The 21,378-nt window shown below is 68.7% G+C and carries 22 protein-coding genes; 12 read left to right on the top strand and 10 right to left on the bottom strand.

Annotated elements, in window-relative coordinates; translation table 11 throughout:
* Positions 1 to 114 precede the first annotated feature (114 nt).
* Positions 115 to 921: an endonuclease III domain-containing protein gene (locus ACZ48X_RS17335; RefSeq protein WP_336348508.1), complete on the bottom strand. Its 807-nt coding sequence runs from the start codon at positions 919 to 921 to the stop codon at positions 115 to 117.
* 111 nt (positions 922 to 1,032) lie between these two features.
* Here ACZ48X_RS17335 and ACZ48X_RS17330 point away from each other — a divergent pair, with 111 nt between their 5' ends.
* Positions 1,033 to 1,623, top strand: a complete 591-nt coding sequence (locus ACZ48X_RS17330; protein ID WP_336348509.1) for a DUF2391 family protein — start codon at positions 1,033 to 1,035, stop codon at positions 1,621 to 1,623.
* 35 nt (positions 1,624 to 1,658) lie between these two features.
* On the opposite strand, the gene ACZ48X_RS17325 is transcribed toward ACZ48X_RS17330, so the two are convergent.
* Positions 1,659 to 2,099 (bottom strand): DUF371 domain-containing protein, encoded by a 441-nt coding sequence (locus ACZ48X_RS17325; protein WP_336348510.1) that lies wholly within the window; start codon positions 2,097 to 2,099, stop codon positions 1,659 to 1,661.
* 94 nt (positions 2,100 to 2,193) lie between these two features.
* Complete coding sequence (locus ACZ48X_RS17320; RefSeq protein WP_336348511.1) at positions 2,194 to 2,346, bottom strand: hypothetical protein; 153 nt, start codon at positions 2,344 to 2,346, stop codon at positions 2,194 to 2,196.
* Between the two features lie 110 nt (positions 2,347 to 2,456).
* On the opposite strand from ACZ48X_RS17320, the gene ACZ48X_RS17315 reads away from it, so the two are divergent.
* The 5 genes from ACZ48X_RS17315 (at position 2,457) to ACZ48X_RS17295 (ending at position 8,805) form a co-directional block, all read left to right on the top strand.
* Positions 2,457 to 4,442 (top strand): glycoside hydrolase family 2 protein, encoded by a 1,986-nt coding sequence (locus ACZ48X_RS17315; RefSeq protein WP_336348512.1) that lies wholly within the window; start codon positions 2,457 to 2,459, stop codon positions 4,440 to 4,442.
* A gap of 251 nt (positions 4,443 to 4,693) precedes the next feature.
* Positions 4,694 to 5,584, top strand: a complete 891-nt coding sequence (locus ACZ48X_RS17310; protein WP_336348513.1) for a coiled-coil protein — start codon at positions 4,694 to 4,696, stop codon at positions 5,582 to 5,584.
* Between the two features lie 140 nt (positions 5,585 to 5,724).
* The gene (gene sppA / locus ACZ48X_RS17305; RefSeq protein ID WP_336348514.1) at positions 5,725 to 6,714 is read left to right on the top strand and encodes a signal peptide peptidase SppA; all 990 of its coding nucleotides are present in this window, start codon (positions 5,725 to 5,727) and stop codon (positions 6,712 to 6,714) included.
* Between the two features lie 117 nt (positions 6,715 to 6,831).
* Positions 6,832 to 8,004: a DUF373 family protein gene (locus ACZ48X_RS17300; RefSeq protein WP_336348515.1), complete on the top strand. Its 1,173-nt coding sequence runs from the start codon at positions 6,832 to 6,834 to the stop codon at positions 8,002 to 8,004.
* A 78-nt stretch (positions 8,005 to 8,082) separates the two neighbouring features.
* The gene (locus ACZ48X_RS17295) at positions 8,083 to 8,805 is read left to right on the top strand and encodes a diphthine--ammonia ligase (protein WP_336348516.1); all 723 of its coding nucleotides are present in this window, start codon (positions 8,083 to 8,085) and stop codon (positions 8,803 to 8,805) included.
* A 136-nt stretch (positions 8,806 to 8,941) separates the two neighbouring features.
* Here the strand turns inward: ACZ48X_RS17295 and ACZ48X_RS17290 are convergent, their stop codons facing one another.
* The gene (locus tag ACZ48X_RS17290; protein WP_336348517.1) at positions 8,942 to 9,910 is read right to left on the bottom strand and encodes an NDP-sugar synthase; all 969 of its coding nucleotides are present in this window, start codon (positions 9,908 to 9,910) and stop codon (positions 8,942 to 8,944) included.
* Positions 9,911 to 9,992: 82 nt separating this feature from the next.
* The gene (locus ACZ48X_RS17285; RefSeq protein WP_336348518.1) at positions 9,993 to 11,273 is read right to left on the bottom strand and encodes a hypothetical protein; all 1,281 of its coding nucleotides are present in this window, start codon (positions 11,271 to 11,273) and stop codon (positions 9,993 to 9,995) included.
* 58 nt (positions 11,274 to 11,331) lie between these two features.
* Here ACZ48X_RS17285 and ACZ48X_RS17280 point away from each other — a divergent pair, with 58 nt between their 5' ends.
* Positions 11,332 to 11,637 (top strand): transcriptional regulator, encoded by a 306-nt coding sequence (locus tag ACZ48X_RS17280; RefSeq protein WP_336348519.1) that lies wholly within the window; start codon positions 11,332 to 11,334, stop codon positions 11,635 to 11,637.
* An 88-nt stretch (positions 11,638 to 11,725) separates the two neighbouring features.
* Entirely contained in the window at positions 11,726 to 12,145 is a 420-nt protein-coding gene (locus ACZ48X_RS17275) for a Rieske (2Fe-2S) protein (protein ID WP_336348520.1), read from the top strand.
* Between the two features lie 33 nt (positions 12,146 to 12,178).
* Here the strand turns inward: ACZ48X_RS17275 and ACZ48X_RS17270 are convergent, their stop codons facing one another.
* Complete coding sequence (locus ACZ48X_RS17270; protein WP_336348521.1) at positions 12,179 to 12,616, bottom strand: UPF0146 family protein; 438 nt, start codon at positions 12,614 to 12,616, stop codon at positions 12,179 to 12,181.
* Between the two features lie 39 nt (positions 12,617 to 12,655).
* On the opposite strand from ACZ48X_RS17270, the gene ACZ48X_RS17265 reads away from it, so the two are divergent.
* Both ACZ48X_RS17265 and ACZ48X_RS17260 read left to right on the top strand, forming a co-directional pair.
* Complete coding sequence (locus ACZ48X_RS17265) at positions 12,656 to 13,177, top strand: archaemetzincin family Zn-dependent metalloprotease (protein WP_336348522.1); 522 nt, start codon at positions 12,656 to 12,658, stop codon at positions 13,175 to 13,177.
* A gap of 1 nt (position 13,178) precedes the next feature.
* Complete coding sequence (locus tag ACZ48X_RS17260) at positions 13,179 to 13,859, top strand: hypothetical protein (RefSeq protein ID WP_336348523.1); 681 nt, start codon at positions 13,179 to 13,181, stop codon at positions 13,857 to 13,859.
* An 89-nt stretch (positions 13,860 to 13,948) separates the two neighbouring features.
* Here ACZ48X_RS17260 and ACZ48X_RS17255 read toward each other — a convergent pair whose 3' ends face one another.
* Positions 13,949 to 15,763 carry a ribosome biogenesis/translation initiation ATPase RLI gene (locus ACZ48X_RS17255; protein ID WP_336348524.1) on the bottom strand — a complete coding sequence of 605 codons (1,815 nt, stop codon included), beginning with the start codon at positions 15,761 to 15,763 and terminating at the stop codon, positions 13,949 to 13,951.
* Between the two features lies 1 nt (position 15,764).
* Entirely contained in the window at positions 15,765 to 16,148 is a 384-nt protein-coding gene (locus ACZ48X_RS17250; protein ID WP_336348525.1) for an EMC6-like membrane protein, read from the bottom strand.
* Between the two features lie 142 nt (positions 16,149 to 16,290).
* On the opposite strand from ACZ48X_RS17250, the gene ACZ48X_RS17245 reads away from it, so the two are divergent.
* On the top strand, positions 16,291 to 16,581 hold the full coding sequence (locus ACZ48X_RS17245) for a winged helix-turn-helix transcriptional regulator (RefSeq protein ID WP_379761778.1): 291 nt from the start codon (positions 16,291 to 16,293) through the stop codon (positions 16,579 to 16,581).
* Between the two features lie 27 nt (positions 16,582 to 16,608).
* Here the strand turns inward: ACZ48X_RS17245 and ACZ48X_RS17240 are convergent, their stop codons facing one another.
* A complete protein-coding gene (locus ACZ48X_RS17240) occupies positions 16,609 to 18,483 on the bottom strand; it encodes a PINc/VapC family ATPase (protein ID WP_336348527.1) in 1,875 nt (624 codons plus the stop codon).
* 147 nt (positions 18,484 to 18,630) lie between these two features.
* On the opposite strand from ACZ48X_RS17240, the gene ACZ48X_RS17235 reads away from it, so the two are divergent.
* Positions 18,631 to 20,259, top strand: a complete 1,629-nt coding sequence (locus ACZ48X_RS17235; RefSeq protein WP_379761974.1) for a protoglobin domain-containing protein — start codon at positions 18,631 to 18,633, stop codon at positions 20,257 to 20,259.
* Between the two features lie 107 nt (positions 20,260 to 20,366).
* On the opposite strand, the gene ACZ48X_RS17230 is transcribed toward ACZ48X_RS17235, so the two are convergent.
* The gene (locus tag ACZ48X_RS17230; protein WP_336348529.1) at positions 20,367 to 21,353 is read right to left on the bottom strand and encodes a DUF368 domain-containing protein; all 987 of its coding nucleotides are present in this window, start codon (positions 21,351 to 21,353) and stop codon (positions 20,367 to 20,369) included.
* Positions 21,354 to 21,378 lie beyond the last annotated feature (25 nt).

Here is a 21,378-nt window from a genome sequence, read left to right as displayed (position 1 = left end):
CGCTACGTTCGTATCAAAGCACCGCCGACGCAGTCAGCCGCGTTCGAGCCCACGAACGAGCCGTTCGCTGCGTTCTCGCTCGTCCCGGTCGGTCGCTGGCGGTCGCGTTCGCGGCTACGCGTCGCTGGGGTCCTCGACCTCGCCGCTCTCGGGGTACACGCCGACCTGGTCGCAGACGTCGGCGAGCGGGCACGCGTCCGGGTCGTCGAGACACGCGGGCTTGCGCGCCGAACAGTACTCGCGACCGAACTGGATGGTCGCCGTATGGCCGAACCCGCACTTCTCGGCGGGCACGTCGCGTTCCAGGACCTCGCGGACGCCCTCGTGGTCCGCGTCCGGTGGCGCGATACCCATGCGTCGATAGATGCGGTGGACGTGCGTGTCGACGGGGAACACGCCGCCCTGACCGCCCGCGAACAGGAGCACGCAGTCCGCGGTCTTCGGGCCGACGCCCTTCACCTCCAGTAGCGTATCGCGGACCTCGCCCGGGTCGCCGTCGCGGACGAACGCGTCGAACTCCGCGGTCGACCCGAAGGACTCGAGCACCCACGCGGCGGCGCGATGGATGCTCTCGGCCTTCTGGTTGTAGAGGCCAGCCGCGGAGATGGTCTCCGCGAGCTCGTCGTGCGGCGCCGCATCCAGGTGGGTGGCTAACCCCTCGACCGGCCCGTACCGCTCCACGAGCGCGTCGTGCGCGGGCTGGCTCGCGACGTCGCTCGTGTTCTGACTGAGGATGGTGCGGACGAGGCACTCGAAGCCGTCCTGGCCGCCGTAGGCCTTCTGCCAGTACAGCTCGCCGAGTCGGTCGACGACCGCTTCGGCGCGCGTCCCCGCCGTCTCCGGGTCGAACGACGCCTCGACGCCGCCGCCCGCGCTCCCGCCGGAGATGTTCACGTCCGGTTCCGCGTCGTCGTCGCTCATGCCCGGGCGTTACCGTGGGAGCGGCAAGTACGGTTCGCTCGACGAGGCGAGCGCGACGCGGGCCGCGCGTCGGTCCAAGCGGTTACGGTCCCGGGGCGAGTCGGCGCTCCCATGAGCGAGTCGGCAGACGACCGGAGTGCGACCGCGGATCGCGACGACGACCCGCCGGACATGGGCGACCTCTACGACGAACTCGAGGAGCTCGCGGACGTCGTCGACGACCCCGCGGAGCGCGAGCGCGTCGCCGCGGCGATGCGGACCGCCGCCGCGGTCGAACCCGTCGGCGTGTTCGGGCGCGTCGTCAGCGGCTTCGACCGCGGGGACGCCGCCGAAGCGCTGCTCGGGAGCGCGCTGTTCGGCATCCCGATGCTCGTCGAGGGCGGCACGAGCGAGGTCGGCGGGTTCCTCACGACGCACCCCTACTCGGTGGCGGGGACGTACGCGTTCACCGTCGCCGCGGTCGTCGGCATCCTCTACGTGAGCGACATCCAGGACGTCCGCGTCACCCATCGCCTGCTCGGTATCGTGCCGCGGCGGCTCGCGGGCGTCCTCGGCATCTCGCTCGCGTTCGCCGTCGTCTCGATGACCGCGTGGGGGCGCGTGGACTGGGGGACGCCGGTCGTCGCCGTCGCCGCGGTATCGGTCGCGTGGGTTCCCATGGCCATCGGCGCGGCGCTCGGCGACATCCTCCCCGGGACGTGACGCCGAACGCGCGCGAAGTCCTCAGGCGACCAGGGTCACTGCGTGACCTCGAGGACGACGCGAACGTCGGCGCCGTCGGCGAGCGCGTCCACGACCTCGCGGTCGACGGACTCGGCGGCGCCGTCGGCGTCGAGCATGATGGTGCGGTCGTCGACGTGCGTCGACGTCCGGCCGACCATGCTCCGGTCGTCGGTGAGCGCGAGGTCCGGGTGGCCGCGACCCTCGAACGTCGCAGTCAGGTCCGCTACCTCGAGGGTCATCGTGACGGTCGCAGCGGCGTCCTGAACGGCGTCGCGGAACGAGTCGGAGAAGTCGGCCGGAGAGCGGTCGGCGTCGACCGCGAGAATGCAGTCGCCCGCGGGCGTGAGCCAGTCGTCTGTCGTCACCTCGAACGTGCTCGCGTGCTCGGCGGTGACGTGCTCGTGGCCGGTGGCGTGCACGACCTCCCGGTGCGTGCTCGTCGCGTCGTCGGTCATGCCAGCCGGTACCCCGCCAGTGCACTTATCGCCCGCGGACTGCGGCCGCCAGCGGTCGCGGGGGACGGTCGTTCGCGTCGGCGGACTGGGCTCGTTAGCTCTCGCGGACGACGGTCACGGTGACGGTCCCGCACTCGCACTCGTAGAGGCGGCGTTCGCCGTCACCGAGGTCCATCGCCAGCCCGAACGCGGCCTCGTCCAGGTCCGCGTCACAGCCCTCGCACGTCGCGGTCAGTTCTTCCAGCATGGAATCGGCTACGCGCCACACCCACTTGACGGTGAGCCGTACGCGGAGTGAAAGTGAAACGGGGTGATGGACACAACGCCTATGGGTTCGGGCCGCGCCACTTTCACCGAATGAGCGGTGAGTGGCGCGCCGGCGTGGTCGAGGAAACGTCCGGAGCGGGGCCGCCGTCGGTCGCGTCCTGGGAGCCAGTGACCGTTCCCGGACGCCCCGAGCGGTTCGCTGGCGCGGACGCGGTCGCGTACCGCAAGCGCTTCCCGGACCCGCGTCGCGCGCAAAGCCAGCGTGCGGTCCTCGACTGCCGGGGCCTCTACGGCGACGCGACCGTGTACCTCAACGGCGACGTCCTCGGGACGCACGACGCGTACTTCGCCCCTGCTCGCTTCGAGTTCGAGCCCGCCGACGAGAACGACCTCGTCGTCGTCTGTCGACGCCCGACCGACGGGTACGCCGGCGCGTACGCGTCCGACGTCGTCCCCGACGAACTCTCGGTGCCGGGCATCTGGTGGGGCGTCCACCTTCGACTGCGGCCGCAGGCGTACCTCGCGGACGTCGCGGTGAACGCGCGCCGTCCCGACGCCGACCGCGGCGTCGTCGACGTCGCCGTCACTGTCGACGCCGGCGAACCGGTGGACGACACCGTCACGGTGTCCGTTCGCCCCGAGAACTTCCGCGGGAGCGGCGGCTCCATGGAGCGAGTTCCCGTCGAAGCGGACGCGCGCGAGCGCGTGACCGTCACGCACTCCGTCGACGTCCGCGACCCGGCGTCGTGGTGGCCCGCGGACCGCGGCGACCCGAACCGGTACACGGTCCGCGCGCGCTTCGCCGACCACGAACGCACCGTCTCGACGGGGTTCCGGACGGTCGCGTACGACCGCGACGACGGCCTGCGCGTGAACGGCGAACGCGTCCGCGCTCGCGGCGTGAACGTCCTCCCGACGACGGAACCCGAGGCGGACCTGGAGCGCGCTCGCGACCTGAACGCCACGCTCGTCCGCGTTCACGGCCACGTCCTCCCGTCGTCGTTCTACGACGCCGCGGACGACGCCGGCGTGTTCGTCGCCCAGGACCTCCCGCTCTCCGGGCCCGACCCCGACGGCGGCCGGTCCGTGGAGCGCGGGCGGACGCTCGCCCGTCGACTCGCCGCCCACGTCGACCACCACCCGAGCGTCGCGTGCTACGGCGTCCACGACGACCCCGTGGAGCCGTTCGCCGAACGCGTCGGGACGGGTCGCACCAGCCGGTACCGGATCCGGACGCGCGCCGCGCGAACGACCGTCGACCGAGCGCTCGCCGACGCCGTCGCCGACGCGCTCCCACCGGACGCCGTCACGTTCCCCGTCTGCGGTCCGCTCGGCTCGCAGCCCGACGCCGCCCACCTCTACCCGGGGTGGCGGTACGGGCGCGCTGCCGACGTCGACTGGCTCACGGACACGTATCCCGCGGCCGCGAAAGTCGTCACCGAGTTCGGCGCCGGGTCGCTCACTGCCGCGGGCGGCGGCACGGACGCACCGGTCGGCCTGGACAGGGACGTCCACGACGCAGTGCTCTCGGACGTGGACGCCGGCACCTGGGGCGACCTGACCGCGAGCGACCGTGGCGACGGCGCGAGCCCCGACAGCGCCGCAAGCGACGGTGGCGGGGTCGTCGCCGGCAACGACGTCGTCGCTCGCTCCCAGGGCACGCAGGCGCGGGTGCTCTCGCGGGTCGCGAGCGGGTTCCGCCGGCACGGGAGCGACGTGCTCGCGGCGTTCTGTCTCAGGGACGTCGACGCCGGCGGCGGGATGGGCGTGTACGCGGTCGACGGCAGCGAGAAACCCGCCGCGAGCGCACTCGGCGACGCACTCGCCCCCGTCCAGGCGTTCCTCGCCGCCGACCCGCCTGGCACCGTCCCGGTCGCGCTCGTGAACGACGCCCCCGCAGCCGTCTCTGGGACGCTCACCGTCGAAACGGCCGACGTCGACGCCACGTTCCAGGTGGAGGCGCCAGCGCTCGGCACCGCCACCGCCGGCACCGTCGAGGTCCCCGCCACCGCCGACGTCGTCGACCTCGCGTTCGAGACGCCGGCCGGCGAGGTCACCCGAACCATCCATTTATAAACACGAACGGCAGGTATGCGAACCGTTGACGCCCGTCGTGGGGGCGCCCTCGTCCGATTTCGCCGACTCAGCGGACCGGCAGATTTAAATTACATGATGCGGTATGTACTGGTACCAGAACGCCGCCGGGTGTTCCGGTAGCATCGCTCGCAGACCAGAATGACACGGAATCTTATCGCAGTCGCGTCAACCAAGGTCTCGAGCACACGCTATCCCCCCGGCGCGGGACGGAATAGAGGGTTGACTAACCCATGGTAGATTCGATAGACACATCCAAGAACGTAGAGCTTACCGAGGACGACCTCGAGAACAAGAGCAAGGGCCAACTCATCAAACTCGCCGGCCAGCTGCGAGACCGACGCAACGATCTCAACCAGATGGCGAGCGAGCGCGCGTCCTCCCGCGACGACCTGAACGCGGAGACGCGCGAGAAGGTCGACGAAGCCCAAGAGCACCGCGAGAAGCGCGACGAACTCAACGAGCTCGTTCAGGAGCACAAGGAGAAGCGTAACGAGCTCAACGCGGACGCGAACGAGCTTTTCGACAAGGTCGAGCGGATGAAGTCCGACATGGACCTCGACGACGGCAAGGACCTCGAGAAGCTCGAGTCCGAGATCGAGGACCTGGAGTTCAAGCAGCAGACCGAGGTTCTCTCCAGCGAGGAGGAGAAGGAGCTCATCGAGAAGATCGAGTCCAAGCGCGAGGAGTACGCCGAGCGCCAGGAGAAGATGGGCGACAACGAGGACCTCGACGAGCTCGTCGAGGAAGCGGAGGAGGTTCGCTCAGAAGCCTCGAAGCACCACCAGAAGGTGACCGAGCTCGCTGACAAGGCCCAAGAGCACCACAATCAGATGATCGAGGCCTACCGCGAGGCCGACGACATCCGCGACGAGGCCGACGAGATGCACGAGAAGTTCGTGCAGGCTCAGGAGGCGGCGGACCGCCACCACGAGGACTTCGTGCGCGTCCAGAAGCGCCTCCGCGAACTGGACAAGCAGGAGGAGGAAGAGGAGCAGGCCGAGCGCGAGAAGAAGAAGGAAGAGGTTCAGGAGGAAGCCGAGGAGATCTACGAGCGCTTCAAGGACGGCGAGACGCTCGACACCGAGGACCTCATGAAGCTGCAGAAGGCCGGACGCCTCTAAGCGCGGTTCTCTATCCCGTTCTATTGCAGTCGACTGCCGGCGAGCGACGGCGTCGGCGGGCTGGACGGTATCGACGGCGAGGTGCGGTGTGACTCGGTCGGTGGCGGTCGTTTTTTGCGTGGTCGTTCGTAGGGTAGGGTATGGTAGACGCTCGCGGACTCGCTCGGTTGGGTATCGTGTTGGTGGCGGCGGCCGTCGGCGTGGTCGCTGGCTGGTTCCTGTTCGTCGAATGGGGCCCGGACCCGCTCCGAGTAGTGCTCTTGCTCGCGACCGCGGGACTCGTCGTCTACATCGGGGGGAACGTCGCGGGGAACCTCCTCCCCGAGTACAACGTCGCGGAGGTCGAGGTCTCGGGTCCGATAACGCGCGACGGCGGCGGCGGTCGACTCCCGTCGTCGCCGACGTCACCGGGCGCGGACGAGCTCGTCGACCAGATCGAGCGCGCAGACCGTGATTCGAACGTCGACGCGCTCCTCGTGAAACTCAACACGCCCGGCGGCGCCGTCGTCCCGAGCGACGACATCCGGAACGCCGCCATGGCGTTCGACGGCCCCACGGTCGCGTACACGAACGACGTCTGCGCGAGCGGCGGGTACTGGATCGCGTCCGGATGCGACGAACTCTGGGCGCGCGAATCCAGTATCGTCGGCAGCATCGGCGTCATCATGGCGCAACCGAACGCCACCGCGCTCGCCGAGAAGGTCGGCGTCGACGTCGAGTACCTGACCGCCGGCGAGTTCAAGGACGCCGGCCGGCCGTTCACCGAGTTCACCGACGACGCCCGCGAGTACTACCAGTCACTCATCGACGACCAGTACGACTCGTTCGTCGACCGCGTCGCCGACGGCCGCGACCTCGACCCCGACACCATCCGCGACACCGAAGCCCGCGTCTTCCTCGGCGCCGACGCCAACGAGCGCGGGTTCGTCGACCACCTCGGCGACCGCGACGACGTCGAAGAAGCACTCGAGACCGAACTCCTCGAACCAGTCACCGTCCGCGAGTTCACCCCACAGCGCGGCCTCGGCGACCGCCTCCGCGGCGGCGCCGCCACCGTCGCGTACGCCGCCGGCGCCGGCGTCGCCAGCGTCCTCCACGACGACGACACCATCGAACTCGAACTCCGATAACGAACTCGAAATCCGCTACCGGACACCATCGAAACGCCAACCTGGCAGCCGCCGTATGCTCGTTGTGTCGGTTCTTGCACGGCAGATTTATACGGCCGCTCCTGTTCGATTACGCCAGTGGCTACGCTGGTCGTGTGCGTGGACCGCGCGGACGACATCGGCCGGAAGACCGGGTTGGAGACGCCGGTCGTCGGCTGGGAGGCCGTGCGGTCGCTCGTGACGGACGTCGGACTCGCGGACCCGGAGGACTCGAGCGTGAACTCGCTCCTCGAGACGCTCCGGGTCGCCCGTGACCTCCGCGACGACGACGAGGAGGCGGTCGTCGCGGTCGTGTCGGGCGCGAGCGACAGCGTCGTCGGCGCCGACCGCGCCGTCGCACTCCAGCTCGACGACCTCATCGCGGAGTACGACCTCGACCGCGCCGTCGTCGTCATCGACAGCGCCGAAGACGAACGCCTCGTCCCCGTCGTCGAAAGCCGGTTGAACGTCGACAGCGTCGACCGCGTCGTCGTCCGCCAAGCGCGAGACATCGAGTCGACGTACTACCTCCTCAAGCAGTTCCTCGCCGACGAGGAACTCCGCCAGACCATCCTCGTCCCCGTCGGGCTCGCGTTCGTCGCGTTCCCCGTACTCGCGCTCATGTACAGTCCCGCGATCGGCGCGGCGACCATCACCGCCGTCATCGGAACCTTCCTCCTCTACAAGGGCTTCAGTATCGACGACGTCCTCACCGACGCCGCCAGCCAGACCCGGGACGCCCTGTACTCGGGGAACGTCTCCGTCGTCACGTACGCCGTCGCCGTCGGCCTCACGTTCGTCGGTATCTTCGTCGGCGCGCTCGCCGCCAGCGAGTTACAGAACGTCGAAGGCGTCGTCGTCCCAGCGATGCGGTTCGCGTACGAAGCCGTCCCGTGGCTGACGACCGCCGGCGTCACCGCGAGCGTCGGCCGTATCCTCGACGAAGCCCTCACCGACGACCGCACGCTCTCCTCATCTAGCTTGAACATCCCGTTCGTGCTCACGTCCGTCGCGCTCGTCGTCCGCGGATTCAGCGGGTACTTCCTCGAACGCGCCGGCATCTTCAGTAACTTCGAGGTCGGCCCGCTCGAACTCGGCGCGCTCACCGTGGAGGCGTTCACGCTCGGCACCGGCGAGCGCCTCGCCGTGTTCGTCGTCGCCGCCGTCCTCCTCGCCATCGCCGGCGTCCAGGTCGCGGCGTTCCTCACCGAACCAACCATCGACGAAGAGGGGATGGACGAGGACGGCGACGAACTCGAGACCGGGTCCTAGCGCGCCCGACGAGCGGAGTGGTCGACGGCAGTCCGCGAAACCGCGGGAGGTTTGTGCGCGGCCCACCACCGTCTCGGTATGACAGCCGACGGCTCGTGGGTGAGCTTGTTCTCGGGCGGGAAGGACTCCTCGTGGGCGCTCTACCAGGCGCTCGAACGCGACCTCGACGTCTCTCGGCTCGTGACCGTGCACCCCGAGAACGACTCGTACATGTACCACGTTCCCGCGACCCACCTCACCGGCCTCGCCGCCGAAAGCATCGGTATCGAACTCGTGGACGTCCACCCCGCGGACTTCGAAGCCGAGACCGCGACCGACTCCGGCGCGCAAGGCGACGCGGAACTCGAACCGCTCGAAGCCGCGCTCGAAGAACTCGACGCAGCCCTCCCCGGCGGCATCGCCGGCGTCACCGCGGGCGCCGTCGAGAGCGAATACCAGACGAGCCGCATCGAAGCGATGTGCGACCGCCTCGACTGCGAGCTCTTCGCCCCCCTCTGGCAGGAAGACCCCCGCGAACTCGGTGACGCGATGCTCGACGCCGGCTTCGAAATCGTCATCCTCCAAGTCGCCGCCGACGGCCTCGACGAATCCTGGCTCGGCCGCACCCTCGACCACGACGCACTCGACGACCTCGAAGCACTCCACGACGAATACGGCGTCCACATCCTCGGCGAAGGCGGCGAATTCGAGACGTTCGTCGTCGACGGCCCACACATGAACCACCGCATCGACCTCGAATACGACACCGTCTGGGAAGGCACACGCGGCCACGTCGAGATAACGAACACAGAACTCGAATAGGAACGCCGGCCACGTCCCCCCTCACAGGCAAAGACGTCGTTCGACGCAGAAACGACCGCCTGGCGGCCGCCGTATGCTGGGTGAGTCAGACGACGGAAACGGCGGCCTGGCGGCCGCGGTATGCTCGTGCGACCAGTTACTCCCCGTTAGAGATCTGCGTGTGTGCCCCGATGAGTGCGCCGGCGAGGTCGAGGTCGTCGAGGTGCGTGTGCTCGTCGATGATGGAGTTCCGGAGGTCGCACGCGGTGATGGTGGCGTCCGAGAAGACGACGGAGTGGTCGAGGTGGCTGTCGACGACGGTCGCGTCTCCCATGACGTGGACGTTCTCGCCGAGCGTCGTGTTCTTCAGGGTCGCGGTCTCCGAGATGTGGTTGTCGCCGTTCAGATGCCAGGCGACCGCTTCGAGGTACGATTCGGGCGTGCCGATGTCGAACCACGCGCCGTCGAACGTGAACGCGTACGTGTCCTCGCGATCCTGCAGCCACTGCACGAACCACCCGGGCTCGTCGGGGTTGTTGTCGCCGGACAGGTACGTCTCGAGGAGGCCGACGGTCTCCGCGGTGAACGCGTAGCACGCGATGGAGACGAGCGTGCTGTTCGGGTCCTCGGGTTTCTCCTGGAAGTCGACGACCTGGTCGCCGTCGAGTTCGACGAGCCCGTAGGACTTCGCGCGTTCCTTCGACCCGACGTCGTACGCGGCGAGCGACGGCGCGTCCTTCGCCTCGAAGAAGTCGATGAACTCGGAGATGTCGAAACTGATGAGGTTGTCGCCGGCGACGACGACGAGGTCGTCGTCGACGCCTTCGCGGTCGACGAGCTGGGCGAGCGCGCCGATGACGCCGAACTTCTCGTCCTCGCCGGTCGTATCCTCGACGGAGAGCACTGGCTTCTCGAACTCGCTCTCGGCGAGGTACGTCTCGAAGTCGCCCGCGAACCGTTCGTTCGTGGAGACGTAGACGTCCGTGATGCGGTCGTCCTCCTCGAGTTCCGCGAAGATCTGGTCGATGACCGTCGAGTCACCGACCGGGAGGAACATCTTCGGTCGGTGTTTCGTGATCGGCCACATGCGAGTGGCGTAACCACCCGCGAGCACGACTGCTTGCATACCCCCGAGTTCTCCGTCCCCTTTCAAGACCTTTGTCCTTCCCTCTCGGTCGATTGGCATGTAGCGGCGCCATATGCCGTCCTTAGCGCGACCAGACGGTGAGGAGGTCGGTGGTGGTGGCGGCGAGCGTCGTCGTGCCGTCGACGGTGGCGGTGGCGAGGTTCCCCCGGATGGTCGCGGGTGGGTCGAGCACTCCGGAGCGTCGGACGCCGTCGTCGGTCCGGGAGAGGACGGCGAGCGACAGGCGGTCGTCGGTCGGGACGACGAGTTCCGGGGTGCCGTCGCCGTCGACGTCGAACGCGCGAGCGCCGTCGAGGTTCCGCGACCCGAGCGCGTGCGACGAGTAGCCGTCTGCGGTCGCGACGAGCCGGAACGTCTCGCCGTCTCGACGGTAGAACTCGACGGTCCCGCCGATGTGTGGCGTCTTCACGACCGCGACCTCGGGGACGCCGTCGGGATGGAAGGGAGCGACCGCGAGCTGGTGCCGCCAGCGGTACCCCGAACCGACCGCGGGGCCGCGAGCGACCACGCGCCCGTCGTGGTCGTACGCGACGATGCGCGCGCCGGCGTCAGCGTCGCTCTCGGTGACGAGGATCGATTCGGTGCCGTCGCCGGTGACGTCCGCGAGGATGGGGCTGGTGCCTTCGACGACGCCGCGACCGACCGGGAACGTCGAGACGCTGCCGTCTTGGAGCGAGATGGTCGCGATATCGCTCGCTTCGACGCCGTCGCCGAGCGCGCCGTGGTCGTACTGGCGCGTGGCGCCCGCGAGGACGACCGCGTGCTCGTCCCCGACCACCACGCGAGCGTCCGGGAGCGGGTCGACCTCGTGAGTCCGGTCGCCGACCTGAAGGGAGCCGTCGGCCCGGACCGCGACCGTTCCCGCAGGCGTCGGGGTCGGGTGCGTGAGCGTCGACGTCCCCCGCGGTGGGGCGAGGACGCGATTCGCGTGCGCGTCGAACGCCGGCGGGGTGCCCGCGGGGAGTGACGGTGGCGAGACGGCCGCGACCGTGGCGTCCCCGTCGACGACGCGGACCGCTTCGAGCGTCCCGTCCTCGAGTGCGACCACCCACTTCGTGCCGTCGCCGGAGGGGTCGGGAGCGCCGACGAGCCACGCTGGCGTCCCGGAGAGACCCACGGAGACGGGTTCCGTCGCGGTCACGTCCCCGGCGCCGTCGGCGACGCGGTTCCCCGACGGCTGGCCGTACGTGTAGGCGACGTCACCGGTCGAGACGTCCGCCGGGAGGGTCGACGAGCGCGGCGTCGTGGTCGCGTCCTCGGTCGGGAACGCGCCCTGACAGCCCGCGAGCGCGCCGAGGGCCGTGGCGCTCGCGGCGGCAGCGAGGAGACGCCGTCTGTGCATACCGCAGTGTGGGGAGGCCGCAACAAGACGTTTATCCACCGGTCTCGAAACGGGAGGTATGCGCGAGGCCGAGGCGACCACGCGGCAGCGCATGACCGACCGACTCCGCGACGACCCCGCCACGCCGAGTGCGCTGGCGACGGAGTTCGAAGTGACAGCCGGCGCCGCGCTCCGGCACGTCGAGCACATCTCGCAGACGGTCGCGGGAAGCGACGACGACGAGGAGTTACTCGTCGCCCCACCGGAGTGCGTCGAGTGCGGGTTCAGCGACTTCGACGACCTCCTGAACCGACCGTCTCGCTGCCCGGAATGCAAGCACGAGGGCATCGAGGAGCCCGCGTTCGTCATCGACGCCAGTCCCTGAGCGGGTAGCACCGTCAGCCGACCGTACTCGAGTGGCGACCGGGAACGACCGTAAGCCCGATACCCGCGCGCCCCTCTACCTCCGGGCGATGACAGAGGGGACGCGGGTGGCGAGCGTCGAGGAGGTACCCGTCGCGTCGACGCACCTGTTCCGGGTGCGAGACGGCGACGGCGAGGTGGACGAGGCGATGCTCACGAAGGTGAGCGACGGCGTCGTCGCGTACCTGAACCGCTGCATGCACTTCCGGCACATCCGCATCGACAAGGGCGACGGTGCGCCGATGCGCGACGGCGAACTCGTCTGCCAGAACCACGCGGCGATGTTCGAGGCGGACTCCGGCGTCTGCACGTACGGGCCGTGCCAGGGCGCGGTGCTCGACGAGGTCGGTATCGCGGAGCGCGACGGCGACGTCTACCTCGTCGACGACACCTACGAGTACGTCGGCGACGGCCCGCTCGACGACGACGCGGGCCCGAGTGCGTCCGAGTCGAACCCCGAGTGGGGGTAGGACGTCAGTTCGGGAGCGACCGCAGGCAGGCGTTCACGGTCCGGGACCGCCGCGAGCGCTCGCGACGTACAGCGTCTCGCGGACGCCAGGGAGCGCTTCGGCGGCCGCGGGGACGACCGCGGGGTCCGCGCCGAGGGTCGTGAACGCCGCGTCCACGCCGACGTCGCGAGCGACGTCGACGAGCGGCCGCTGGAGTTCCGGCGGACAGTTCAGCGCGTACACGACGTCCGCGTCAGCGTACACCCCGGGGTCGGGGTCGGTGACGTCGTCGCGAACGAACGCGACGCCCTCCGGGAACGACCCGTCCGCGACCCGGCGCGGTTCGGTGACGTCCGTCGCCGTCACCGCCACGCCGCGCTCGGCGAGCGCGGCCGCCACGTCCGGTCGCTCGCCCACGCCGACCTCCACCACCACGTCGTACGATTCCAGGCGGTCCGCGAGCGCCGCGACGACCGCGTCTCGTGTTCCCACGCCGGGATGTTTATACGTGGAGGTATCTAACGGTAGCGCATGCTCGTCGACATCGTCCCTGTCGGGGAGGTGCCGGCGCACGTCAAGCGCGCCGCCTCCGAGGGACTCAGGTCGGTCTACGGCTGCGACGTGAGCGTCCACGAACCCCAGCCGTCACCGAAGGAAGCCTACGACACGCAGCGCAAACAGTACGCCGCCGAGGAGTTCATCCAGCTCGCCGAACGCGAAGGCTCGGGCGACAAGAACATCGCGATCACCGCCGAGGACCTCTTCTATCGCCGGCGGAACTACGTGTTCGGGCTCGCGTACCTCGACGGGAGCGGGAGCGTCGTCTCCACGTACCGCCTGCAGACGTCGAGCGACGGCGGACTCGCGGAGACCGACGACGGCGACGTCTTCCAGAACCGAATCCGGAAGGAGATCGTGCACGAGATCGGGCACACGATGGGGCTCGAGCACTGCGACAACAAACGCTGCGTGATGAACTTCTCGCCGACCGTTCGCGAGGTCGACGTGAAGGAGGAGACGCTCTGCGGGACGTGCCAGCGTCAAGTCCTCTGAGATGGCGTTGCCCGCTGGCTGGCACCGAGAGTACGAGGGACGCCACGGTGCGGAGTACTTCTACGACCGACGGAACCTCACGGTGAGCGTGCTCCCGCGGTACGAGCGCGCGTCCGGTCGAGCGAGCCAGAAGAAGCCCGTGGGGTACGTGGTGCGCGTGCATCGCATCCTCGACCCGGAGCCGTCGGTCCCGATGACGCTCGGGGAAGGCGAGACGTTCGCCGCCGCCAAGGACCTGGCGCAGAAGTACATGCGGCGAGTGGATACGCGGAGTCTGCGCGCGGCGAACGAGGACGCGTTCGCGGCGTTCACGGACGTTGCGAGCTACGACGACGACGTGCTCGTCGACCTCTGTCGGTCGCTCGCCCGGTCACCGGTCGACGCGGTCGTGCACGTCGACGACGGCCGGGTCACCGTCACGCACGCATCGAACGCGTCACCGGCATCGGTCCGCGACCGCCTCACGGCGCGCGTTCGCCAGTTCGGCGAACTCACCGAACCCGGCGATAGCGCGTGTTACCTCGCTCGCGCGACGACCGACCTCGTGTGGGTCTCTCGCGGTGGCGCTGACGGCACGCTCGTCGAGTTCGCGGACGCGCACGACGACGTCGGCGCGTTCCTCGACGAGGTCGGGTCGTTCGTTCGCCGACGCGACGTCGACGACGACGCTCACGAGACGTAACGGAAGCGAGACGTAACGGAAGCGAGACGTAACGGAAGCGAGACGTGACGCGAGCGAGAAACGCCGGGCGAGAAACGCGAGGCGACAGGCTAGTTCGCGTAGTAGTACTCGCCGTCCTTCCGCTGCTGTTTGTCGAGTTGACTCCCGGGCTTGTTGACGCGCGGACGCTTCGTGCGTTCGTCGCGCCGGAACGTCACGCCGAGGTTCGAGAGGAACTCGTTCATCCCCGACCGCATCTCCTGGGGTGGCGTCGCGTGCCCGTGCTTGGCGGGTTCGCCCTCGAAGACCTGCAGGCGGTCCGCGAGCAGGTCGATCATGTAGATGTCGTGGTCGATGACCATCACGGTCGCGTCCTGGCGTTCGGCGTACCGGCGGATGGCTCGCGTCGCCTGCACGCGCTGTTCGACGTCCAGATGCGCCGACGGTTCGTCGAGCAGGTAGAGGTCGGCGTCCTCCGAGAGACACGCGGCGATGGCGACGCGCTGGCGCTCGCCACCGGAGAGGTCCTCGAGGTTCTGCTCCATGATGCGGTTCAACTGCAAGGGTTGGGCGATCTCGGTGTCCCAGTAGCTCGACCCGAACTGGTCGGTGATGGACTGGAGGAACACGTCGACGCGCATCGGTTGCGCGATGTCGATGTACTGGGGCTTGTAGGAGATGTCGAGGTCCACGTCGACGTCGCCGCTCGTCGGTTCGAGGTTCCCCGCGAGCATCTTGGCGAACGTCGACTTCCCGATGCCGTTCGGGCCGACGATACCCAGCACCTCGTTCTCGCGGATGGCGCCGCCGTCGACGGAGAGACTGAACTCGCCTTCGCCGTAGCTCATCTCCATGTCGGGGTACTCCGCGAGCACCTGGCCCTTCTCGACGGGCCGCGGTGCGTGCTCCTCGAACTTGATGGCGTTCGGGCGAACGCGCATGTTCTCGTTCTCGAGGTAGCCCTTGAGGTACTCGTTGATGCCGTTCCGGACGCTCTTCGGGTCCGTGACGACACCGTACGCGCCGGGTTCACCGTACGCGATGTTGAGGTTGTCTGCGAGGAGGTCGAGGATGGCGAGGTCGTGCTCGACGACGAGCATCGACTTCTCGCCCTCGTCCGCGAGCTCGCGGATGATGCGCGCCGCGGTGACGCGCTGCCCGATGTCGAGGTACGGCGTGATCTCGTCGAGGAAGTAGAAGTCAGCGTCGCGAGCGAGACACGCGATGATGGCGACGCGCTGGAGTTCGCCACCGGAGAGGCTGTCGATGGACTGGTCCATCACGGGCCCGATCTCCATCCGTTCGACGAGTTCGTCGAGGACGCCGCGTTCGTCGGTCGCCTCGAGGAGTTCGCGCGTGACGCCGTCGAACTGCGAGGGAATCTCGTCGACGTACTGCGGTTTCCGCGACACCGACAGGTCCCCTTCGTCGAGCCGCTCGAGGTACGTCTGCTTCTCGGTGCCGCGGTACTCGTCGAGCACCGCCTCGAAGTCCGGCGGGTCCGCGTACTCGCCGAGGTTCGGCATGAGTTCGCCCGCGAGGATGCGGACCGCGGTCGTCTTCCCGATGCCGTTCGGGCCGAGGATACCAGTCACCTGTCCCTGCTGGGGCGTCGGCAGCCCGTACAGCGAGAACGCGTTCTCGCCGTACCGATGCGCGGGATGCTCCTCGAGTTCGCTCGGGAGGTTGATGATCTCGATCGCGTCGAACGGACACTTCTCGACGCAGATACCGCAGGTCTCCCCGAGACAGATCTCCTCGCTGATGCGGACCTGGTCGGGTTTCCCGTCCTCGGCGTCCTCGCCGCGGACGGTGATGCACTCCTTGCCCGTGCGGTTCGGCGGACAGAAGTTCTTGCACTCGTAGTTACAGCGGTCGGGCTGGCAGCGTTCCAGGTCCACGACCGCGATGCTATCGTCGGCCATCTTAGGAGAACAGGCCGGGGAGTGCGTGCTTCGCTCCGGACGCGAGCGCCTCGTTGGCGGCCGCCGCGGCGTGCGCGTCGGAGGTGAGGATGACCGTCCACGTCACGAACCACATCGAGAACGTGATGAGGAGGATGAACAGGAAGTCCTTCGCGCCGAAGTCGTCCTTGTAGATACCCATGGCTTGCTGGAGGAGGGGTTGGACGACGACGGCGGCGAGGACGATGAGCTGCGCCGTCTGGTCCTTCGAAGCGGCGGCGGCAGTCATGTCCTGCGTGAGGAACCACGACCCGAACGCGGCCGCGACGCCGAGGCCAGCGGCGATGCCGGTTCGGGTTACGGCAAGGACGTGTGCTTGTCGTTGGCTCTGCGTCTCTGTCGCCATACGGTCCCGTCCGGGACGTCGCCCCAAAAGCCGTTCGCTCTCGGTGCGAGCGCGCTCCCGACGCGGTCGACGGTCAGATTCCAGGGGTGACCCACACGCGGTTCGGGTCAATCTTTAAGAGCGAGGGGCGTTTCGATTCGTAATGATGAGTGATTCAGGGGAGGACCTCGACGAGCTACCGCCGAGCGCGAAACTCGTCTACAAGGTACTCGAGTACGACGGCCCGCTCACCCAGAAACAGATAGTCGAGGAGTCGATGCTGTCGGCGCGAACGGTCCGGTATGCGTTGGAGCGCCTGCAGGACATCGACCTCGTCAGTCAGGACGTCTACTTCGCGGACGCTCGACAGAGCCTCTACGAGTTGACGGGCGAACCCATCGCGGCGGACGGTGGGGAGACCGAGGGCGACGTCGAGACCTGCTGCGCCGAATAAGAGCGGTTCGTCTGGCCTTTTCCGGACTCAGTCCGTGTGCACCGTTATCGGCGCCTTCCGGTCGATGGCGCGCTCTAGCTCCTCCGCGATGGCGCTTCCGCGCGACACCTGGACCTCGCCGCCGCGACCGACCGTCGCCGTGAACAGGTACTCGTCCTCCGCGCGGACCTCGACGGTCTCGCCGACGTGCCCGTCGACGGGCACGACGATGTGCCGGCTCGTTATCTCCGGTTCGGTGAGTTGTCCAGTCGACCCCCCACCGCCACGGCCGCTACTACCGCTGTCACCACTACCACTTGATCCCGTCTCGTAGTGCGGGTTCTCGTCGTGCGTGCGAACGTCGATGTCGATACCGAGGCGGTTCTCGACGTCCTGGATGCGGCCGCCGCCCTTCCCGATGACGCTTGAGATGTCGTCGTCGTCGACGTACACGACCGCCGTGTTCTGGCCCTTCAACTGGACGCTGACGTGGCCGCGAGCGATCGAGCGGATCTCGCGCTCGATCTCCTGTTTCGCGATGCGGTTCACGCCCGTCTCGCTCCCGCCGTCCTCCGCGTCGTCGAGCGGAACCGTGACGACCTGGCGGTTGAACGTGTAGATCTCGTACTTCGGTTCGCCGCTCTCGAAGTCGTTGATCGTGATGACGGGCCGCGCCAGGTCCTCCTCGGTGAGGCCGTGAGGCACCTTCACTTCGGTGTTCACGTCGTACACCGTGTCGACCTCGCCGGCTTCGATGTAGACGACGGTGTCGACCACCTGGGGTATCATCCCGAGTTCCACGCGGCCGACGAGGCGCTGGAGCGCGTCGATGGCGCGCGTCGCGTGGACGACGCCGAGCATCCCGACGCCAGCGAGCCGCATGTCCGCGAACACCTCGAAGTCGTCGGTCTTCCGGACTTCGTCGTAGATCGTGTAGTCCGGACGCACCATCAGGAGCGAGTCCGCGGTGTTCGCCATCGACCCGTCGAGTTCGGTGTACTGCGTGATGTCCGCGTCCACCTGGAGGTCCCGTGGTTTCTCCATGGTCTTCACGGAGAAGTCGTGGTCGTTCAGGTAGTTCGCGACCGCTTGCGCGAACGTCGACTTCCCCGCGCCCGGACTCCCGGAGATGAGGACGCCGCGCTGGCGTTCCAGAAGGCGCTCTTTGAGTTCCTCGGCGAAGTCGTAGTCGTCGATGTCGGTGAGCGCGATCGGGCGGACCGCGGTTATCTCGATGCCGTCACTGAACGGTGGGCGGGCAACCGCGATGCGGTAGTCGCGGAACTGGACGATGTCCATCCCGGTCTTCGAGAGTTCGAGGAACCCGTCGGATTCCTCCTTGGCGGCGTTGAGTATCTCGGTCGCGTACTCGTCCATCGTCGCCTCGTCGAGCGGGTCGTCGGCGATCTGGACGTAATGCATGTCGCCGATCTCGCCGCGTTTGGCCTTCGGGACCGCGCCCGCCTTGAGGTGGACGCTCATCGTGTCCTCGGTGAAGTACGTCTCGACGTTGAGCGTCCCGAGTTCCTCGACCTCGGGGGAGACGACGTCGACGTCGATGCCTTTCGCCTTCGCGACCTCGCCCTGGACGACGTCGCTCGTCAGGAAGACGGCGTCGCGGTCCTCGGCGAGTTCGCGGATGAGCGCGTCGATCTCGCCTTCGCTCGCCGCGTCGATCGCGACGTCGTCGGGGCGCTCGCCGATGTAGGATAGTTCGATGACGCCGTCGTCGGCGCGTTCGGCGAGTCGCTGCAGTTCCTCCAGGCCCGCCCAGCCGGTGTCGTGGCCTGCGTTGGCCTGCGCTTCGAGTTCGGCGACGACGGCCTCGGGCACCATGATGGTCGCACCCTGGTACGTGCCGTCGTCGATCTTCGCGGACACGCGGCCGTCGACGACCACGCTCGTGTCCGGGACTACGTTCATGCTCGACCCTACGGGCCTCGCTGTTTAAAAGGGTGGTCCGTTGGTCGGTGCCACGGAGTCTCGGGGTCGCGGGCGGCTGTCCGCGTGGATTCCAGCGACGTGGGAACGAGCGGGGGACTGTCGTTCGTCGACGACGTGACCTCGCGCATGGACCCGTCGATGGAGTTCGGCCTGGGTGGGTTGAATCGGTTCGTCGAGGCGGACTCGCTCACAGACCAGATAGGGTTGGACGACGAGGAGATCGCGTGGCGGAAGACGTTCATCGGGTTCGACGACGAGGACGAACGTCGGCTCGAGGACCTGGAACCGCTGCTGCGCGAGAACCAGGACGCTATCGCGGACGCGTTCTACGACAACCTCACGGCGCACGAGCAGACGACGCGCATCATCGAGCGGTCGCCGAAGGGCGTCGAGGACCTGAAGCGCACGCAGAAGGCGTACCTGGTGTCGCTCGCGACCGGCGACTACGACGACGAGTACTTCACGAACCGGGCGCGCATCGGGAAGCTCCACGAGATCCTGGACATGCCCCTGAAGCAGTACGTCGGCCAGTACGGCCTGTACTACGACCTCATCCTGTCGCGAGTGGACGAGCGCGTGCAGGGCCAGGTCGTCGACGCCATCGAGGAGTGGGTCGAGGAGCGCGAGGCGGCCGAGGGCGGCCTGGAGCGCGTCGTGGGCGCGCTCCGCGGGCTCGGCGGCGACGACGACCACGAGGGGCTCGACGAGTCCCTGGAGGCGACGGTCCGTGACGCGATCCACGACGGGATGCAGGACGTGCTCGCGGTGCTTCGCATCCTGAACCTCGACCTCCAGGTGGCGAGCGACACGTACGTCGACTCGTACAGTCGCCGCCTGGAGCGCGCCATCGACCGCCAGCAGGCGCTCGCCGCGGAGGTCGAGGAGGCGGTGCAGCCGCCCGTCGAGCAACTTGAGGCGTCGTCGGCGTCGGTCGCTGACAGCGCGACGACCATCCAGGAGCACACGGAGACGCAGGCTGACGGGGTGGCGGACGCGGCGGCGGACCTGGAGGAGGTGAGTGCGGCCGCGGAGGAGGTCGCGTCGGTCGCGGCGGACGTCCGGGAGACGAGCGAGCGCGCGTCCGGCGTCGCCGAGGACGGCGTGGACGCGGCGGCGAGCGCGATGACGGCGCTCGAGGCGGTCGCGGACGCGACGGACCGGCTCCACGACGCCGCGGAGACCGTCGAGTCGCGCGCGGCGGACATCGAGGAGGTCGTCGACCGCGTCGACGGCGTCGTGGACCGGACGGCGGTGCTCGCGACGAACGCGAAGGTGGAGGCCGAGCGCGAGCGCGGGAGCGGGCCGGTCGCGACCATCGCGTCCGAACTGGAGTCGTTCGTCTCGCAGACGCGCGGCGACCTGGCGGACGTCGACGAGGCGGCGACGGCGGTCCGCGAGGAGGCGGCGGCGACCCGTCGCGTGGTCGAGACGGCGAGCGACCAGGTCGACGAGAGCCACGACCAGGTCGCGGCGGCGCTGGATTCGCTCGAGGACGTGGAGGGCGCAGTCGCGGAGTCGGCGTCGGGCATGCAGGAGGTCGCGGCGGCGGCGGACCAGCAGGCGCGGTCGGTGACGGCGGTGTCGGAGACGGTCGAGGACCTCGCGGACGCTGCGGACGCGGTCGCCGCGGAGGCGGCGTCGGTGGCGGCGGCGAGCGAGCAGCAGGCCGAGAGCGCGCGCCACGTCGCGTCGGCTGTCGAGAAGCTGTCGACGGATGCGGTCGGCGAGGAGGAGCGCGTCTACGAGCGCGTCTGACTGGCTGCGTGAAACTGGGTTCGGTGGTGCGTGAAACTGGGTTCGGTGGTGCGTGAAACTGGGTTCGGTGGTGCGTGAAACTGGGTTCGGTGGTTCGTCTGTGGCGGTCAGCGGGCGTCGTCGACGGCGACGTCGACGTCCGCGCCGTCGTCGAGGTCGAGGTCGACGGCGTATCGGTCGAGCGCGAACAGGAGGACGGCGCCGATGGCGGCGACGACCGCGAACTGGACGAGGACGTCGTTCGTCCACGCGAGACCGTCGCGCGTCGACACCTCGTTGACGGGGGCGCGGAGCGCGCCGGCGACGAGCGCGACGAGGAAGGCCATCGTCGTCTGGCGGTCGGCTTCGAGCGCGCGGTCGACGAGGCGAGCGACGGTGAAGAGGCCGACGGCGGCGCCGACGAGGAACACGCCGACGACCGTCCCGAGGTCGACGACGCGCGCGAGCCCGCCGCCGGTGACGAGCGCGAGGAGGGCGTCGGTGAACGTCGACAGCGTCTCCGTGAGGTACGTGTACTGACCGAGGACGACGAGGATGAGTGCGCCCGAGATGCCGGGGAGGATCATCGCGCTGATGGCGACGGTCCCCGCTACGAAGGTGAGGAGGAGGCCCTGTCCGGCGAGCAGTTCGACGTTCCCGGAGAGCGCGAACGCGACGACGAACCCGGCTGCGGCGGCGGTGGCGTGCCGGGTGGTGTCGAGACTGATCTGGCGAGAGAGGACGATCGCGCTCGCGAGGATGAGCCCGAAGAAGAACCCGAAGAGTGCGACGGGGTAGTTGATCTCGGCGAAGTGGACGGCTCGGGAGACGAGGACGAGCGCGCCGGCGATGCCGACGCCGAGCGTCCCGAGGAACAGCGCGTCGGTCTCCTCGACGACCGCCCAGACGCCGCTCGCGTCGAGGGAGACGGTGGCGCGGAGCGCGCGAACGCCGGCGTCGGGCGTCACGTTCGTGATGCCGTCGATGAGTCGGTCGTAGATGCCGGCCAGCAGCGCGATGGTGCCGCCGGAGACGCCGGGAACGGCGTCGGCGGTTCCCATGCAGAGGCCGATGAGGAGCACGCGGATGGAGAGTCCGTCAGCGTCGTCGGTCATTCGAACGGTGGTTACGAGAGCGCGG

The sequence above is a fragment of the Halorubellus litoreus genome (assembly GCF_055378595.1).
This window is presented reverse-complemented; position numbering and strand designations above follow the sequence as displayed.

What these genes read in the sequence shown, in the direction of transcription:
- ACZ48X_RS17275 (WP_336348520.1), top strand. Translation starts at nt 11,726, where the DNA reads ATGACAGAGGGGACGCGGGTGGCGAGCGTCGAGGAGGTACCCGTCGCG.
- ACZ48X_RS17325 (WP_336348510.1), bottom strand. Translation starts at nt 2,099, where the DNA reads ATGACCGACGACGCGACGAGCACGCACCGGGAGGTCGTGCACGCCACC.
- ACZ48X_RS17260 (WP_336348523.1), top strand. Translation starts at nt 13,179, where the DNA reads ATGGCGTTGCCCGCTGGCTGGCACCGAGAGTACGAGGGACGCCACGGT.
- ACZ48X_RS17285 (WP_336348518.1), bottom strand. Translation starts at nt 11,273, where the DNA reads ATGCACAGACGGCGTCTCCTCGCTGCCGCCGCGAGCGCCACGGCCCTC.
- ACZ48X_RS17295 (WP_336348516.1), top strand. Translation starts at nt 8,083, where the DNA reads ATGACAGCCGACGGCTCGTGGGTGAGCTTGTTCTCGGGCGGGAAGGAC.
- ACZ48X_RS17335 (WP_336348508.1), bottom strand. Translation starts at nt 921, where the DNA reads ATGAGCGACGACGACGCGGAACCGGACGTGAACATCTCCGGCGGGAGC.
- ACZ48X_RS17280 (WP_336348519.1), top strand. Translation starts at nt 11,332, where the DNA reads ATGCGCGAGGCCGAGGCGACCACGCGGCAGCGCATGACCGACCGACTC.
- ACZ48X_RS17255 (WP_336348524.1), bottom strand. Translation starts at nt 15,763, where the DNA reads ATGGCCGACGATAGCATCGCGGTCGTGGACCTGGAACGCTGCCAGCCC.
- ACZ48X_RS17310 (WP_336348513.1), top strand. Translation starts at nt 4,694, where the DNA reads ATGGTAGATTCGATAGACACATCCAAGAACGTAGAGCTTACCGAGGAC.
- ACZ48X_RS17315 (WP_336348512.1), top strand. Translation starts at nt 2,457, where the DNA reads ATGAGCGGTGAGTGGCGCGCCGGCGTGGTCGAGGAAACGTCCGGAGCG.
- ACZ48X_RS17235 (WP_379761974.1), top strand. Translation starts at nt 18,631, where the DNA reads ATGGACCCGTCGATGGAGTTCGGCCTGGGTGGGTTGAATCGGTTCGTC.
- ACZ48X_RS17320 (WP_336348511.1), bottom strand. Translation starts at nt 2,346, where the DNA reads ATGCTGGAAGAACTGACCGCGACGTGCGAGGGCTGTGACGCGGACCTG.
- ACZ48X_RS17230 (WP_336348529.1), bottom strand. Translation starts at nt 21,353, where the DNA reads ATGACCGACGACGCTGACGGACTCTCCATCCGCGTGCTCCTCATCGGC.
- ACZ48X_RS17250 (WP_336348525.1), bottom strand. Translation starts at nt 16,148, where the DNA reads ATGGCGACAGAGACGCAGAGCCAACGACAAGCACACGTCCTTGCCGTA.
- ACZ48X_RS17265 (WP_336348522.1), top strand. Translation starts at nt 12,656, where the DNA reads ATGCTCGTCGACATCGTCCCTGTCGGGGAGGTGCCGGCGCACGTCAAG.
- sppA (WP_336348514.1), top strand. Translation starts at nt 5,725, where the DNA reads ATGGTAGACGCTCGCGGACTCGCTCGGTTGGGTATCGTGTTGGTGGCG.
- ACZ48X_RS17245 (WP_379761778.1), top strand. Translation starts at nt 16,291, where the DNA reads ATGATGAGTGATTCAGGGGAGGACCTCGACGAGCTACCGCCGAGCGCG.
- ACZ48X_RS17330 (WP_336348509.1), top strand. Translation starts at nt 1,033, where the DNA reads ATGAGCGAGTCGGCAGACGACCGGAGTGCGACCGCGGATCGCGACGAC.
- ACZ48X_RS17290 (WP_336348517.1), bottom strand. Translation starts at nt 9,910, where the DNA reads ATGCAAGCAGTCGTGCTCGCGGGTGGTTACGCCACTCGCATGTGGCCG.
- ACZ48X_RS17240 (WP_336348527.1), bottom strand. Translation starts at nt 18,483, where the DNA reads ATGAACGTAGTCCCGGACACGAGCGTGGTCGTCGACGGCCGCGTGTCC.